General features: G+C 41.2%; 15 protein-coding genes. All 15 read left to right on the top strand.

Features of this window, described 5'->3' with window-relative positions; genetic code table 11:
- Nucleotides 1-18 precede the first annotated feature (18 nt).
- The 15 genes from D1013_RS18190 (at nucleotide 19) to D1013_RS18260 (ending at nucleotide 14514) form a co-directional block, all read left to right on the top strand.
- Nucleotides 19-633 (top strand): GNAT family N-acetyltransferase, encoded by a 615-nt coding sequence (locus D1013_RS18190; protein WP_121850182.1) that lies wholly within the window; start codon nucleotides 19-21, stop codon nucleotides 631-633.
- Nucleotides 634-635: 2 nt separating this feature from the next.
- Nucleotides 636-1826, top strand: coding sequence for an argininosuccinate synthase (gene argG, locus D1013_RS18195; RefSeq protein ID WP_121850183.1), 1191 nt, complete (start codon nucleotides 636-638; stop codon nucleotides 1824-1826).
- Nucleotides 1819-2793 (top strand): N-acetyl-gamma-glutamyl-phosphate reductase, encoded by a 975-nt coding sequence (gene argC / locus D1013_RS18200; protein WP_121850184.1) that lies wholly within the window; start codon nucleotides 1819-1821, stop codon nucleotides 2791-2793. Before argG ends, argC begins: the two co-directional genes overlap by 8 nt.
- A 117-nt stretch (nucleotides 2794-2910) precedes the next feature.
- Complete coding sequence (gene proC / locus D1013_RS18205) at nucleotides 2911-3711, top strand: pyrroline-5-carboxylate reductase (protein WP_121850185.1); 801 nt, start codon at nucleotides 2911-2913, stop codon at nucleotides 3709-3711.
- 16 nt (nucleotides 3712-3727) lie between these two features.
- Nucleotides 3728-4855: an aspartate aminotransferase family protein gene (locus D1013_RS18210; RefSeq protein ID WP_121850186.1), complete on the top strand. Its 1128-nt coding sequence runs from the start codon at nucleotides 3728-3730 to the stop codon at nucleotides 4853-4855.
- Nucleotides 4852-6048, top strand: coding sequence for a glutamate-5-semialdehyde dehydrogenase (locus tag D1013_RS18215; protein WP_121850187.1), 1197 nt, complete (start codon nucleotides 4852-4854; stop codon nucleotides 6046-6048). Before D1013_RS18210 ends, D1013_RS18215 begins: the two co-directional genes overlap by 4 nt.
- Before the next feature lie 169 nt (nucleotides 6049-6217).
- Nucleotides 6218-6982: a glutamate 5-kinase gene (gene proB, locus D1013_RS18220; RefSeq protein ID WP_121850188.1), complete on the top strand. Its 765-nt coding sequence runs from the start codon at nucleotides 6218-6220 to the stop codon at nucleotides 6980-6982.
- Nucleotides 6979-7917, top strand: coding sequence for an N-acetylornithine carbamoyltransferase (locus tag D1013_RS18225; RefSeq protein ID WP_121850189.1), 939 nt, complete (start codon nucleotides 6979-6981; stop codon nucleotides 7915-7917). The genes proB and D1013_RS18225 overlap by 4 nt, the downstream gene beginning before the upstream one ends.
- A gap of 10 nt (nucleotides 7918-7927) precedes the next feature.
- Complete coding sequence (locus D1013_RS18230; protein WP_317173277.1) at nucleotides 7928-8674, top strand: SDR family NAD(P)-dependent oxidoreductase; 747 nt, start codon at nucleotides 7928-7930, stop codon at nucleotides 8672-8674.
- Between the two features lies 1 nt (nucleotide 8675).
- The gene (gene argB / locus D1013_RS18235; protein ID WP_121850191.1) at nucleotides 8676-9452 is read left to right on the top strand and encodes an acetylglutamate kinase; all 777 of its coding nucleotides are present in this window, start codon (nucleotides 8676-8678) and stop codon (nucleotides 9450-9452) included.
- Nucleotides 9453-9454: 2 nt separating this feature from the next.
- On the top strand, nucleotides 9455-10519 hold the full coding sequence (locus D1013_RS18240) for a M20 family metallo-hydrolase (RefSeq protein ID WP_121850192.1): 1065 nt from the start codon (nucleotides 9455-9457) through the stop codon (nucleotides 10517-10519).
- A 31-nt stretch (nucleotides 10520-10550) separates the two neighbouring features.
- Nucleotides 10551-10907, top strand: a complete 357-nt coding sequence (locus D1013_RS18245) for a four helix bundle protein (protein ID WP_121850193.1) — start codon at nucleotides 10551-10553, stop codon at nucleotides 10905-10907.
- Between the two features lie 27 nt (nucleotides 10908-10934).
- Nucleotides 10935-12215: an argininosuccinate lyase gene (gene argH, locus D1013_RS18250; protein ID WP_121850194.1), complete on the top strand. Its 1281-nt coding sequence runs from the start codon at nucleotides 10935-10937 to the stop codon at nucleotides 12213-12215.
- Nucleotides 12216-12295: 80 nt separating this feature from the next.
- Nucleotides 12296-12826: a hypothetical protein gene (locus D1013_RS18255; protein WP_121850195.1), complete on the top strand. Its 531-nt coding sequence runs from the start codon at nucleotides 12296-12298 to the stop codon at nucleotides 12824-12826.
- An 89-nt stretch (nucleotides 12827-12915) separates the two neighbouring features.
- Entirely contained in the window at nucleotides 12916-14514 is a 1599-nt protein-coding gene (locus tag D1013_RS18260) for a M1 family metallopeptidase (protein WP_121850196.1), read from the top strand.
- The last annotated feature ends 3 nt before the right edge of the window (nucleotides 14515-14517 follow it).

The raw sequence follows: 14517 nt of genomic DNA on the forward strand, positions 1-14517 counted from the left end.
TAGCATACAAGCATAGCAATGAAAATATTAATTGCTAACGAATCTCATTTTAAATACGCCAGCATCATATGCGATACGATTGCTGAATCTGCAAAGGTTCGCGGTACAGGTATCGCAAAGCGCACCCCTGAATATATTCAAAAGAGGTTACAGAACGGCAACGCCGTAATCGCTTTGGATGGGGATAAATTCGCGGGCTTCTGCTACATAGAAGTCTGGGGCCATGAGAAATTCGTTGCAAACTCAGGTCTTATCGTACACCCAGATTATAGAAATCAGGGATTAGCCAAGCAAATCAAAAAACGCATTTTTGAACTGTCTAGGGAGAAGTTTCCCAATGCCAAAATTTTCGGTATCACTACGGGCTTGGCAGTTATGAAAATGAACTATGAATTGGGTTATAGGCCGGTAACTTTTTCTGAACTAACCGATGACCCTGAATTCTGGAAAGGTTGCCAGACCTGCAAGAACTTTGACGTGCTAACTCGTACCGAAAGAAAAATGTGCCTTTGCACCGGTATGCTTTACGACCCGGAAGAAAAGACTAAAAAGAAGTCCAAAGAGAAGCCGAGCACCAAAACATTTGAAAGATTAAAAAGTATTAAAGAAAGTTTGTTCCTAAAGAAAAAATAAAAATGAAGAAATTAGTTTTAGCCTACAGCGGCGGATTAGACACCTCTTATTGTGCCAAGTACCTATCAAAAGAAAAAGGTTTCGAAGTGCATGCCGTAAGCGTAAACACCGGAGGTTTCTCAAAACAAGAAATTGCCGAAATCGAGAAGAAAGCACTGCAATTAGGGGCAAGCTCATACCTATCTATAGACGCGGTAGAAACCTTTTATGATAAAGTGGTCAAATACCTCATTTTTGGTAACGTACTAAAGAACAATACGTATCCACTTTCTGTTAGTGCCGAAAGAATCGTTCAGGCCATCGAAATCGTTAAATACGCAAAAAAAATAGGGGCCAATTACATCGCACATGGCAGTACCGGTGCCGGTAATGACCAAGTAAGGTTCGACATGATTTTTCAAATTATAGCTCCCGAAATAGAGATAATTACCCCTATTAGGGACAAAAAATTAGCGAGGGAAGAAGAAATCAAATACCTTCAAGAGAATGGGGTAGACTACTCTTGGGAAAAAGCAAAATACTCTATCAACAGAGGCCTTTGGGGCACTTCGGTGGGGGGTGAAGAAACCTTGACATCAGAAAAACCGTTGCCCGATTCTGCATACCCTAGTCAACTACAGGAAAAGGAACCTCAAGAGGTAAAATTGACTTTTGAAAAGGGCGAGTTGATAGCTATTGACGGAAAAAAAGATTCGCCCGTTAACAACATCGTTAAATTAGATGCCTTGGCCAGCAAGTACGCTATCGGGCGTGATATACACGTTGGCGATACCATTATAGGAATTAAAGGAAGAGTAGGTTTTGAAGCGCCCGCATCTCTAATCATTATCAAGGCGCACCACTTGTTGGAGAAACATACTTTGACAAAATGGCAACAATTTCAAAAAGAACAGCAAGGTAATTTTTATGGCATGCTTCTACATGAGGGCAACTACCTAGATGCTGTTATGAGAAATATTGAGGCTTTCTTGACCGACACCCAAAAAACAGTTTCAGGTGATGTGTTCGTAGGCCTCTACCCCTTCCAGTTCAGGTTGAACGGTATTTCTTCTCAACACGACCTTATGAATGCTTCATTTGGCAGTTATGGCGAAATGAATAAGGGTTGGACGGCAGATGACGCCAAAGGCTTTATCAAAATTCTATCCAACTCGGGCAAAATTTATAACCACGTAAACCCAAGTGATGATTAAGGCAGGTATAATTGGGGGGTCGGGGTATACCGGTGGCGAATTAATCAGAATACTTTTGAACCATCCGCAAGCGGATATCGATTTTGTTTTCAGTACAACAAGGGCAGGTAAAAAACTGACCACTGCACACCCAGACCTATTGGGTACAACGGAAATGGAATTCACCGGAAAGGTAAATTCTGATGTAGATGTGGTTTTTCTTTGTTTGGGGCACGGTAATTCGGGACGATTTTTGGAGGAACACCAATTTTCGAGTGATACTAAAATTGTTGATTTGAGTAATGAGTTTCGACTAGAAGGCGATTCGGTTTTTCAGGGCAATCAATACATATATGGCCTACCTGAACTAAAGAAATCTGAAATCGAAAAAGCGAATTTCATTGCCAACCCGGGTTGCTTTGCAACGGCCATTCAATTAGCCTTGCTACCTCTTGCAAAGGCTGGCAAACTTTCAAACGATGTTCATGTGAATGCGGTTACCGGAAGCACTGGTGCCGGAGTGAGCCCATCGGCTACCTCACATTTCAGCTGGCGGAACAATAACATCAGTTGGTATAAGCCATTTACCCATCAGCATTTGGGTGAAATCAACGAAAGTCTTCACTCCTTACAAAAAAACAGTGGAGAGTTGTTTTTCCTCCCTAATCGGGGAAATTTCACTAGGGGTATTTTGGCAACGGCATATACGAAGTTCGACGGAAGCATAGAGGAGGCCATCGCCCTATATGAAGATTTTTATGCCGATGCACTTTTTACTCAGATTGCAGAAGAACCCATCAACCTAAAGCAGGTCGTGAACACCAACCAGTGCCACATCCATTTACATAAACACAACGATACGCTGTTGGTAACCTCGGCCATTGATAATTTGTTAAAAGGAGCTTCAGGACAGGCCGTTCAGAATATGAACTTAATGTTTGGGCAAGAAGAAGGTGCCGGACTTAATTTAAAAGCGGGAGTTTTTTAAGAGTTGTGAAGAATTAAATTTTCGTTTCGCAATATATCAAAGCGAACGAATATATAAAGGTCAATTCACACGCCATAGATTAGAAAAACGGGGAACGAACATACAACTAGAACAAAAATGAAAATAGCAATAATCGGTGCTGGAAACCTAGGAATATCAATTGCAAAAGGAATTCTAAATTCTAACGGTGCCACCACCATGTATTTGACCAAGCGCAATACAGAAAATATTAAGAAGTTCGAGAATTACGGCAATGTTACCGTTACGAACGACAATCGTTTGGCAGTACAAAATTCTGATATTCTCATATTGGCCGTTCAACCAAGCCAGTTAGAGTCGATTTTAAACGATTTCAAAGATTTACTGACCGAGAAGCATGTCATTATATCTACCATAACTGGTTATAGTATCGAAAAGATGGAAGATATCTTGGGTGCCGAACAAAATATTATTCGCAGTATGCCCAACACCGCTATTTCAGTAGGGCAGTCAATGACTTGTATTTGCAGTAACGAAAAAGGCAAAAAGAAGGTAGAACTTGCCAAGGCTATTTTTAACAGAATGGGGCACTCAATGGAAATTCCCGAGAGTCAAATGCAAGCGGCTACCGTAATATGTGCCAGCGGAATCGCTTTTTGGATGCGTTTGATTCGTGCCACCACACAGGGTGCCATTCAATTAGGCTTCGATGCCAAAGAAGCGCAAGAACTTGCCATGCATACTTGTAACGGCGCCGCCACCTTATTAATAGAATCGGGCAGCCATCCAGAATCTGAAATTGATAAGGTAACGACCCCAAAAGGCTGTACCATTCAAGGTTTGAACGAGATGGAGCATCAAGGTCTGAGCTCTTCGTTGATTCAAGGTATAGTCGCTTCGTACAATAAAATCAGTAGAATTAAAGAAAATCAGATTTAGCCTTAATTAGACAGAGATGAAATTATTTGATGTATACCCCTTATATGATGTTACTCCGGTTTCGGCCGAGGGCATAGTAGTTACCGATGAAAAAGGCATATCGTATCTCGATTTTTACGGAGGCCATGCGGTTATCTCTATTGGTCATTCGCACCCACATTATGTAAAACGAATCAAAGACCAGTTAGATAAAATAGGTTTTTATAGCAACTCGGTTCAAAATCCGTTACAGGAAGAACTGGCCGGTAAATTAGGTAGGCTTTCCAATTGTAAAGATTACAATTTGTTTATGTGCAACTCTGGGGCCGAGGCTAATGAGAACGCTCTAAAGCTAGCTTCTTTTCACACAGGTAAATCGCGAGTGGTTTCCTTTAAAAACAGTTTCCACGGAAGAACATCTGCGGCTGTAGCAGCTACCGATAACCCAAAAATCAATGCACCTATTAACCAACAACAGAAAGTCACCTTTTTAGATTTTGGTGATTTAGATGCTTTGGATACGGAGCTAGCCAAAGGCGATGTATGCGCGGTAATTTTAGAAGCCATTCAAGGGGTTGGGGGATTGGATGAACCTACCACTGATTTCTATCAAAAAATAGCGGAAGCCTGTAAGAACAACAAGGTAGTATTGATTGCCGATGAAGTTCAATGCGGCTTTGGGAGAAGTGGAAAATTTTTCGCCTTTCAACATCACGGTATTCAACCTGATATTATTTCCATTGCGAAGGGAATGGCCAATGGTTTTCCTGTAGGTGGTATTCTTATTCACGAAAAAATAGAAGCCTCTTACGGTCTATTGGGTACCACTTTTGGTGGCAACCATTTGGCCTGTGCCGCTACTCTGGCGGTTTTGGAAGTTTTGGAAAATGAAAGCCTCATATCCAACGCAGCCAGACTGGAGGACTATTTCAGGACGAAGGCTGCTGAAATTCCACAGGTAAAAAAAGTGAAGGGAAGAGGTTTAATGCTGGGGTTGGAATTTGATTTTGAAGTGGCCAATTTAAGAAAAAAGCTGATTCACAACCAACACCTGTTCACGGGTGGCGCAAAAGACAAACATGTATTAAGGATACTTCCGGCCCTAAATATTTCGGAAGGTCATATAGACACCCTTTTTGAGGCCCTTAAAAAAGAACTGGCATGAACCTATTGTTAAGTTTAAAACAGCGAAATGCGGTACTCTTGAGTATGGCAAAATATCTTGATGAAGAGAGGGAGGCCATCCTTTTGGCCAACAAACAAGATATGGAAGGTTACCAAGGTGGCGATTTGGCAATGCACGACCGATTAAAGGTAGACGATGCTAAAATTGACGGAATGATACTTTCGTTGAATCAATTGGCAAATGCCGAGGACCCCTTGGGTATTGAGCGTTTTAACTTCACCCATGAAAATGGCATGCGCGTAAGTAACAAAACAGCCCCCTTTGGCACCATATTGATTATTTATGAATCAAGACCGGATGTGACTATTGAAGCAGCTGGAATCGCTTTTAAATCGGGGAATAAAATTTTATTAAAAGGGGGCAAAGAATCGCTCAACAGCAATCTATTATTGGTTCAACTATGGCACAAAGCCTTGGAAGCCAATGACACCACTAGAGAATGGGTCGGGTATTTAGAATTTAACCGTACCCAAACCCAAGAATTTTTGGAGAATCCAACGGAAAAGGTCGATTTGATTGTGCCTCGCGGTGGCGAAAAACTAATTGCTTTCGTTAAGCAACACGCCACATGCCCCGTAATCGTAAGCGGAAGGGGAAACAACTTTGTATATGTAGATTCTGATGCGGATGTAGATGTGGCAATTGATATTATCATCAATGCGAAAACGGCCAAGATTTCAGCCTGCAATGCCTTAGATAAGGTTTTAATCGCTTCCGGATTACCGGATAAACAAGAGTTTATTTCTTTATTGATTGAAAAATTAAAAGAACACAAAGTCGAAATTATTGCCGATCAAGCTATTTCCGAATTTGAAGGAACTACTCCCATAATAGACCCAAAAGTTTGGTATGAAGAGTTCTTGGATTATAAAATTGTTCTTGGTCTGGCCGTAGACTTAGATGATGCCATTGAACGAATTAATAAATACAGCGGAGGGCATTCTGCTTCCATCATTACCACCAATGAGGAAAAAGCCGATTATTTTATGTCCCGAATTGACTGTGCAGCGGTTTATCACAATGCTTCCACCAGATTTACGGATGGAGGTCAGCTCGGTTTGGGTGGAGAATTGGCCATTAGTACGGACAAACTCCATCAACGTGGTCCGATAGGACTACAACATCTAGTGACGAATAAATGGTATGTAAAAGGCAGTGGACAAGTGAGGTAAGCTATTTTTCAGTTTACAGTTCTTAGTAAAAGTTGGGAGAAGTTTAGCACAATGAGATAAGACTTAAGATATAAGATATATTATTAGTCTTTTGACCCATTACCATAAACTAGCAACAGATAACCATTAACGAACAGCCAGAAACCAAAAAGAAAACAAGTACCCAAAAATGGGAAAAAAACGCATTTTACTAAAAATAGGTTCCAATACGCTTACCAAAGAGACCAATCAAATCTCCCGAGGTAAACTAGAAGATATCGGCAGGCAAATATCCCAATTGAAAAACGACTACGAATTTGTGGTTGTAAGTTCTGGGGCGATTGCTGCGGCCAAACAGTTTGTAAAACTGGAGCACAACGGTAAGGATATTTTAGTAAAGCAGGCCTTAGCGGCCATTGGTCAACCCCATCTAATGCGCATGTTCCAAGAGAGTTTTAGAGAATTGGGGCTATCAGCGGCCCAGTGTCTTTTATCGTATTCCGATTTTGAAAATCCGAAATCCAAAGCCAACATCAAGAACACCATTGATATTTTGGTAGAGAACAATATCATTCCGATTATCAATGAGAACGATACGGTCGCTGCGGATGAGATTCAATTTGGCGACAATGATAAATTGGCAGCGTTGACCGCAGCCCTTTTAAAGGCTGATTTATTAATTATTGCGACGAATACGAACGGAATATATACCAAGCAATCAATGGAAAGCGGTGAACCGGCAACTATTAAGGAAGTCTCGGGAATCGAAGGTATCAAAAAAGAAATAGGCAGTTCAAAATCGACCCACGGTACTGGCGGTATGGCTTCTAAAGTACAAGCGGCCACTATTGCCCAAAAAGCAGGTATTGAAACTTGGATCGTGAACGGCCTCAATGACAATTTTATTACAGACGCCTTTTCAGGTGGCACAAATCATACGAAAATAAAGATATGAAACACTACCTTTCAGTAAATGACATCGACTCGCTAAACGATTGGGTCAACGAAGCAAGGGAACTTAAAAAAGAACCTAAAAAGTTAAAATCTCTGGGAGAAGGCAAGACCATCGGCCTCCTATTTTTCAACAACAGTCTTCGTACCCGCTTAAGCACTCAAAAAGCCGCAATGAATTTGGGCTTGGATGTGATTGTCATGAACTTTGGCAGTGAGGGTTGGGCCTTGGAATATGCCGATGGTACGGTGATGGATCAAGGCACATCGGAACATATAAAGGAAGCTGCCCAAGTAATTTCACAATATTGCGATATTGTTGCCATTAGGGCTTTTGCCGGACTTACCGATAAAAAGGAAGACGAAGCCGAAATTGTTCTCAATGGGTTTAAAAAATATGCTTCCGTTCCGGTGGTGAATATGGAAAGTTCTGTAGGTCACCCATTGCAAGCTCTGGCGGACGCCATAACCTTAGCGGAACAAAACACTAAAAAAAGGCCTAAGGTAGTCCTTTCGTGGGCCCCGCACCCGAAAGCATTACCACATGCGGTGGCAAATTCATTTGTACAGATGATGCAATTGCAGGATGCTGATTTTGTCATTACCCACCCTGAGGGTTATGAATTGAATCCTGAAGTCACCAAAGATTCGGTTATTGAACATGATCAAAAGAAAGCTTGCGAAGATGCCGATTTTATCTATGTAAAAAACTGGAGCAGCTATAATACCTATGGTCAAGTTCTGAATCAAGATAAAAATTGGACCATGACCAAAGAAAAACTCGGAAATGCAAAGTTTATGCATTGCCTACCAGTGCGAAGAAATATGGTAGTGGCCGATGAAGTTTTAGATAGTGACCAAAGCTTGGTAATAGAACAGGCCAACAACCGAACCTACAGTGCTCAAGTAGTTTTAAAAAAAATATTGGAGAACAACTAAGACTTTTGAAATCGGCAAATTAGAAAACAAAGTATGTATTGTAACCGGTGCCACAAGTGGCATGGGTAAAGCTATTGCGCAAAAATTTGCTTCTGAAGGAGCCTATCTGGTTTTATCGGGAAGAGATGAGACCAAAGGCAACGCCTTGGCACAAAGCCTGCCCCGCTCAATCTTTTTGGCTGGCGATGTAGGCAATGCTGAATATAATAGAGAATTGGTAGAGGTAGCCATTCAAAATTTCGGTGGGTTGGATATTGTATCACTCAATGCCGGAATTTTGGGTCTGGGAAATGTAATCGAACTTTCAGAGGATTTATGGAACAGAACGCTTTCAACCAATTTGAGCAGTATTTATCTGCTTGCTAAATTTGCCATTCCCCATTTGAAAACAAAAAAAGGCACCATTTTGATCAATGCCTCTATAGCGGCTTTCAAGAGTTTTCCCAACCACCCCGCGTATTGCGCATCCAAAGCAGGGGCCGTAGCATTGATGAAACAACTGGCAGTAGAATATGCCCCGGATATAAGAATCAACGCCATGTGCCCCGGACCAGTAGACACCCCACTTTTGTGGAATTCAGCTGAAGCTTTCGAAAATCCGAAGGAGGCCGTAGCCGATGCAGAAAAGACGACTTTGCTCAGAAGGTTGGGGCAACCGACAGATATCGCCAACCTAGCCTTATTTTTGGTTTCCAAAGAAGCTTCTTGGATTACAGGTACGGCCATGACCATTGATGGTGGAATATTAAACGCATAAAATGAAAAAACTATCCATAGTAAAAATTGGCGGCAATGTTATTGAAAATAAAGCCGAGCTCACCAAGTTTCTGAATAACTTCTCTCTCATAAAAGGACCTAAAATTCTGGTTCATGGAGGCGGAAAGTTGGCCACCCAATTGGGCAAAAAATTGGGTATCGAATCAAAAATGATTGGAGGTCGCCGTATTACCGACGATAAAAGCCTTGAACTGATTACCATGGTCTATGGCGGACTTGTCAACAAAAATATTGTGGCCGAGCTACAATCGCTCAATTGCAATGCTATTGGGCTTAGCGGTGCCGATGGCGATACCATACAAGCCCATAAACGCCCCGTTAAAGACATTGATTATGGTTTTGCCGGCGACGTAGACGGCGTTAGTTCAACCACCATCAAAAAACTTCTGGAAGCTGGTCTCACACCTGTTTTCTGTGCAATGACACATGATGGAATGGGGCAACTGCTCAACACCAATGCAGATACCATCGCCTCGGAATTAGCGATTGGCATGAGCGCAGCCTACGAAACCACTTTATACTATTGCTTTGAAAAGAAAGGTGTTTTGATGGATGTCAACGATGACCAATCGGTTATAAAACATATCGACAGTGTTTCATACCAAACCCTTTTAGAGAAAAAAGTAATTGCAGATGGCATGTTACCAAAAATGCACAACTGCTTTCACGCCCTGGAAAAAAATGTTCATCAGGTACGCATAGGCGATATAGAAATGCTACACCCCAACGCAAATTTATTCACCACCCTTACTCTTTGATAATGCAACAAAAAGAACTGACCGAAAAAGCTATCGAGCTCTTAAAAGAACTTATTTCTATACAATCTTTTTCTTCGGAAGAAGATAAGACCGCTGATGCCATTGAAAATTGGTTCAAGTCGTTCAACATTCCGTTTGAACGCCATTTGAATAATGTGTGGGCAGTGAACCAACATTTTGACGAAAGTAAGCCTACCCTGCTTTTAAACTCGCATCACGATACCGTAAAACCTAATTCAGCTTATACCAAAGACCCTTTTCATCCACATATTGAAGATGGAAAATTATATGGTTTGGGAAGTAATGATGCCGGGGGAGCGCTAGTTTCATTAATTGCAACGTTCACGCATTACTATGCAGAGGAAAACTTGAACCATAATATTTTGATGGTAGCTTCTATGGAAGAGGAAAGTTCAGGACCCAATAGTCTACGAGGACTTTTACCCAAACTTCCCCATATCGATGTAGCCATTGTGGGCGAACCTACCTTATTGGATTTGGCCATAGCCGAAAAAGGATTGGTAGTTTTTGACGCCAAGGTAAAGGGCACTCCTTCGCATGCGGCACATCCTAACGATAATAATTCCATTTACAATACCATTGAAGTGTTGGAGTGGTTCAAGAATTACTCTTTCCCAAAAGTATCGGAAGCTTTGGGGCCGGTAAAATTGACGGTTACCCAAATCAATGGAGGCTCACAACACAATGTGGTGCCAGCAGAGGTAGAGTTGGTGATAGATGTTCGCGTCAACGATAAGTACACCAACGCGGAAATTGCGGAAATTCTGAAGAAAGAAGCTCCTTGCGAACTTCAAGAACGTTCGCTAAAACTTAATTCTTCGGCCATTGACAAAGACCACCCCTTGGTGAAATCAGGTATCGCCTTGGGCAGAAAGACCTATGGCTCCCCCACCCTATCCGACCAGGCGGCATTGACTTGCCAGTCTTTAAAATTAGGCCCTGGGGACAGCACACGTTCACATTCGGCAGACGAATACATCTACGTTAAGGAAATTGAAGATGGGGTAGATTTGTATATTAAACTGTTGAAGGGATTTCTTCTTTAGTTTAAAGAAGAAAGTAAAAAGTTAATAGAAAATGTACAATTACAAAGACCTTATCGTTTGGCAAAAATCTATGGATTTAGTGGAGAAGGTCTATCATTTAACTGCAACTTTTCCCCAAGAAGAAAGATTCGGCCTCACAAGTCAAATAAGACGGTGCGCCGTCTCCATACCTAGCAATATTGCCGAAGGAGCAGGTCGAAAATCAAAGAAAGTCTTTCGTAACTTTTTGGAGATTTCCAATGGGTCTATCAATGAGCTTAAAACTCAGCTAGAAATTTCAAAAAGAATCGGATTTATATCCGAAAATGAATTGGAAAACATCTTTGACCTTTGCAACGAAGTCCAAAAAATAACCATCACCCTCATTAAGAAGTATAGCGACTTCTAACTATAACCTAAAAACTTTAAACTCCTTATGAAACTCTGGGATAAAGGATTCAGTACTGATAAAAAAATAGACCACTTTACCGTGGGCAATGACCGTGAACTCGACTTATTGCTTGCCAAATACGATGTGATTGCCTCCAAGGCACACGCTAAAATGTTAGGCAAAATAGGACTATTGACGCAAGAAGAAACACAATCCCTTGTCACGGAATTGGATGCCATTGCGGAAACCATTGAAAAGGGCGAATTCACCATTGAAGATTCTTTTGAGGACATGCATTCTAAAATTGAATATGTACTCACGGAAAAACTGGGTGATACCGGAAAAAAGATTCACACGGCAAGGTCAAGAAACGATCAAGTTCTGGTAGCTATGCACCTGTATTTAAAGCATGAACTATCGGAAATAAAAAGTCAGACAAAAGAGCTCTTTGACCTGTTACTGCAATTGGCCGAGAAGTTTAAAAACGTGCTTCTTCCGGGCTATACCCACTTGCAGATTGCCATGCCCTCCTCATTTGGGTTATGGTTTTCTGCTTATGCCGAAAGTTTGATTGATGACCTCTATTTTATTGATGCCGCTTACAAGGTTGCCGACCAAAATCCGTTAGGGAGCGCCGCCGGCTATGGAAGTTCCTTTCCTATAGACCGAAGCTTCACCACCCAAGAAATGGGTTTTGAAACCCTAGAATACAATGTGGTGGCCGCCCAAATGGGACGCGGAAAAGTTGAAAAGGCTACCGCTTTCGGCATGGCCAATATAGCTGCCACCTTATCCAAACTTTCTATGGATGTTTGCCTCTACATGAGCCAAAACTTTAATTTCATTTCCTTCCCGGATGAATTAACAACAGGCAGCAGCATAATGCCGCACAAGAAAAACCCCGATGTTTTTGAATTGGTACGTGGTAAATGTAATAAGCTACAAAGCATACCGAATCAGTTGACCTTGGTCATCAACAATCTGCCCAGCGGATATCACCGAGATTTACAATTAGTGAAAGAAATTATTGTTCCCGCGATTCAAGATATGAAGGCCTGTCTGGAAATTTTGACTTTTAGTTTGAAAGAAGCGAAAGTGAACGACGAAATTCTAAGCGACCCTAAATACGATTATCTCTTTAGTGTAGACACCTTGAACGAGCTGGTACAAAACGGAATGCCGTTTAGGGATGCCTATAAAAAAATGGGAATGGAAATTCAAGAGGGTACTTTTAGCCCTAAAAGGGATATTCACCATACCCATGAGGGCAGTTTGGGCAATTTGTGCTTGCATGAAATCAAGAAAAAAATGGAGAAATTATTCTAATAAATTCAGTATCCCTTGAAACAGGGATGCAAGAATAGATTGAGGTAAGTATGTTTGTCTCATGATAATAAATCAACCATATGAAATCTATTTTTGCATCCTTAAGTATTCTCTTTTTATTGGTGTCTTGTAACCAGCCATCTGCCGAAAACTATTTTGACCGAACCACCTTAAACAGCAATAAACTTGTCGGTTTTGGCAGTGCTGACTTCGATAGATACGCACAGCTTCAAGAAACAGGTCAACTTTTTAAACTTACCAATGGTGAAATGGAGAAGACCGATAAAATATCGGAACATATCACCACCTACATCATTCCAGATATCGAAAAAAACATTGAACAGATCGAAGAATTAAAGCCTACGGAAGAAACCGAAGAAATGATTGTCAAAAGCCTACGTCTTTTCAATTATGTCAAGAACATTTATGAAACAGAATATTTAACAATTGCAAATATGATGGACAATGGTGAAGAGGTGGACGAAATCAATGAAGCTCTTTCACTAATGAATAGTGTAACGTTTACGAAATTTTCAGTTCTTCTAGAAGAATTATGGGAAGTCGCGCTACCTTATGCAGAGGCTAACGGGATTGAAGTGAAAACTTACTAAACTAGATGTTGGCACTACCTTATTCACGACCGAAGGGAAATTAAAAGACAAGCTTTCTTAAATTAGCTGCGGATTAAAAACCTCCGTAAATGAACATTATTACTAAATCCTATTTTTTCACTTTCCTTTCGCTTTTCTCATTAAGCCTGCTGTTCTCCCAAGACACCTATCAGCGAAATAGCTCAGCCGATGTTAAAAGCTATGTTTTCGGGTTAACCCTTTCAGATGAATCGAACCTTATTAAGGGAGAAACCGAAATCAATATCAACTTTACCCAAGAAGTTGGTCCGTTTTCATTGGACTTGATTGAAAAAAATGGTGAATATGGTATGACCATTAGCCAAGTTCTGGAAGGGGAAACCCCTGCCAAATACACCTACAATAATCATAAAATTGAAATAACCCCGGGCGCTTCCGAAGAAAAAAACAGAACCTACAAAGTTATTTATGAGGGTATTCCTGAAAGAGGACTTGTAATAGACACTACCAAATTTGGTCAGCGTTCTTTTTTTGGAGACAACTGGCCTAATTTGGCCCGTCATTGGCTACCCTCTGTAGATCACCCTTATGACAAAGCCGGTATCGAATTCAGAATTACGGCCCCCGATTATTATGATGTAGTGGCCACCGGAGAAAAAATAGAAGAGAGCAATTTAGGTAACGGTCTAAAATTGACAACTTATAAAGAACCAGCACCAGTTGCCATGAAAGTGGTGACTATTGGTGTAACTAAATTCGCCAGTACACTTTTGGGTGAGGTGTACGACATTCCCGTGTCCGCCTGGGTGTATCCAGAAAATAGGTTGGATGGTTTTTCAGATTACCATGTGGCCAGCAAGGTCTTGAAATACTTCATCGACCAAATTGGTCCGTATTCCTACGCAAAACTGGCCAACATGCAGGCAAAAACGCAGTGGGGCGGACTCGAAAATGCAGGTACTATTGCCTATTTTGAAAATTCCGTCACCGGAAAAAATGAGGTGGAAGGCTTGATTGCCCATGAAATTGCCCACCAGTGGTTCGGAAATTCCGCCTCAGAAAATGATTGGAACCATGTATGGCTTAGTGAAGGCTTCGCTACCTATTTCGCTATTCTATACCAGGAAAGCGTTTACGGAAACGAAAAGAGAAAAGAAGAATTGCAACTTGACCGTCAACAAATTATCGATTACTATCAAAAAAACCCTTCGCCCATAGTTGACCCTAGCATCAAAGACCCTTTAAACGTTTTAAGCGTAAACACGTACCAGAAAGCGGGCTGGGTACTCAATATGTTACGCCACAAATTGGGTGATGAAGTTTTTTGGAAAGGGATTAGAACCTACTACGAAAAATTTAGAAACAGCAATGCCATGACCGACGATTTCAGGGAAGTTATGGAATCGGTTTCCGGCAAAGACTTAAATGCTTTTTTCGAACAATGGATTTTCACCAAAGGATATCCCGAACTCAAATGGAAGTGGAGCTACAAAGGAAAAAAATTAAATATATCAATTGATCAGCTTCAAAAACATCATACCTATTCTTTTCCTCTGGAAATTGGTGTAACAATAAATGGCAAGACGACCATCAAAACTTTCGAAGTAACGGATTCGAAGGCGAACTTTTCCATCAAAACCGATGCGAAACCCGATTCCGTTGTTCTAGATCCTGATTCTTGGTTACTATTCGAAGACAACAACCCATAATTT

Source organism: Euzebyella marina (genome assembly GCF_003687485.1).
GTDB classification, from domain to species: Bacteria; Bacteroidota; Bacteroidia; order Flavobacteriales; family Flavobacteriaceae; genus Euzebyella; species Euzebyella marina.

Excerpts from the sequence above, each read along its gene's own strand:
- proC (WP_121850185.1), top strand. The coding sequence starts at position 2,911 with ATGAAAATAGCAATAATCGGTGCTGGAAACCTAGGAATATCAATTGCA.
- D1013_RS18240 (WP_121850192.1), top strand. The coding sequence starts at position 9,455 with ATGCAACAAAAAGAACTGACCGAAAAAGCTATCGAGCTCTTAAAAGAA.
- argB (WP_121850191.1), top strand. The coding sequence starts at position 8,676 with ATGAAAAAACTATCCATAGTAAAAATTGGCGGCAATGTTATTGAAAAT.
- argC (WP_121850184.1), top strand. The coding sequence starts at position 1,819 with ATGATTAAGGCAGGTATAATTGGGGGGTCGGGGTATACCGGTGGCGAA.
- D1013_RS18215 (WP_121850187.1), top strand. The coding sequence starts at position 4,852 with ATGAACCTATTGTTAAGTTTAAAACAGCGAAATGCGGTACTCTTGAGT.
- argH (WP_121850194.1), top strand. The coding sequence starts at position 10,935 with ATGAAACTCTGGGATAAAGGATTCAGTACTGATAAAAAAATAGACCAC.
- D1013_RS18260 (WP_121850196.1), top strand. The coding sequence starts at position 12,916 with ATGAACATTATTACTAAATCCTATTTTTTCACTTTCCTTTCGCTTTTC.
- argG (WP_121850183.1), top strand. The coding sequence starts at position 636 with ATGAAGAAATTAGTTTTAGCCTACAGCGGCGGATTAGACACCTCTTAT.
- proB (WP_121850188.1), top strand. The coding sequence starts at position 6,218 with ATGGGAAAAAAACGCATTTTACTAAAAATAGGTTCCAATACGCTTACC.
- D1013_RS18245 (WP_121850193.1), top strand. The coding sequence starts at position 10,551 with ATGTACAATTACAAAGACCTTATCGTTTGGCAAAAATCTATGGATTTA.
- D1013_RS18225 (WP_121850189.1), top strand. The coding sequence starts at position 6,979 with ATGAAACACTACCTTTCAGTAAATGACATCGACTCGCTAAACGATTGG.
- D1013_RS18190 (WP_121850182.1), top strand. The coding sequence starts at position 19 with ATGAAAATATTAATTGCTAACGAATCTCATTTTAAATACGCCAGCATC.
- D1013_RS18255 (WP_121850195.1), top strand. The coding sequence starts at position 12,296 with ATGAAATCTATTTTTGCATCCTTAAGTATTCTCTTTTTATTGGTGTCT.
- D1013_RS18210 (WP_121850186.1), top strand. The coding sequence starts at position 3,728 with ATGAAATTATTTGATGTATACCCCTTATATGATGTTACTCCGGTTTCG.